Raw genomic sequence first — 635 nt, 5'->3', positions numbered from 1 at the left:
TGAACATCTTTGACAGAACGCCCAGCGTCCGGTTGGCCTGATAGGGGATGTGCCGGAAACTGCCATGAAATTCGACGACTTCCGCCCGTGAGAGGTCGGCCATCCGCCAGCTTCCGAATTTCGGGACAATGAACAGTTCCACCGAACGTCGGTATTCCCCCCGTGTTCTGGGTTTCAGGTGGACATCGACATATTCGTCGAGAAAGCGCCTGGAGAAGCTTGTGACGGTCATGGCCTTGCGGTCATCGGACCGCTTATCCGCGGGATTTTCCCCGGTATGAACCCGTGCGAGGATCCTGATGGCTTCATCGCGGGCGAGGTCCGCTGTCCAGGGACTGCCATGCTGGCCGATCGTGTAGCGCCGCAGCCGCCCGCCAGAGCGGTAGTGAATGACGTAGACCTTGCGGCCCGATGGCCAGACCCGGACGGCAAAGGCCGGGATGCTGTCATCCCACAGGAAGTAATCTTTTGCTTCGGGCGTCGCCGCCGTGACGGTTTTCTTGTTGAGCCGGGCCATTCTCGCCTCCGCCGCAGGAAACACATAGGAAACAGATGAGAGCGCAACCGAGCGTAGTCGGTGAACGAATGACGTATCCGGACGGGACTATTTTTCAAGGAAAAACAAAGGGTTTTCG

Annotated in this window: 1 protein-coding gene; it reads right to left on the bottom strand. The window is 58.4% G+C overall.

Going from position 1 to position 635, the window contains the following annotated elements:
- A partial coding sequence (locus CFR79_RS15555; RefSeq protein WP_146220173.1) for an integrase arm-type DNA-binding domain-containing protein occupies positions 1–517 on the bottom strand: 517 nt, incomplete at its 3' end.
- Positions 518–635: the final 118 nt, after the last annotated feature.

It is taken from the genome of Komagataeibacter saccharivorans, from assembly GCF_003207825.1.
GTDB lineage: Bacteria > Pseudomonadota > Alphaproteobacteria > Acetobacterales > Acetobacteraceae > Komagataeibacter > Komagataeibacter saccharivorans.
This window is presented reverse-complemented; position numbering and strand designations above follow the sequence as displayed.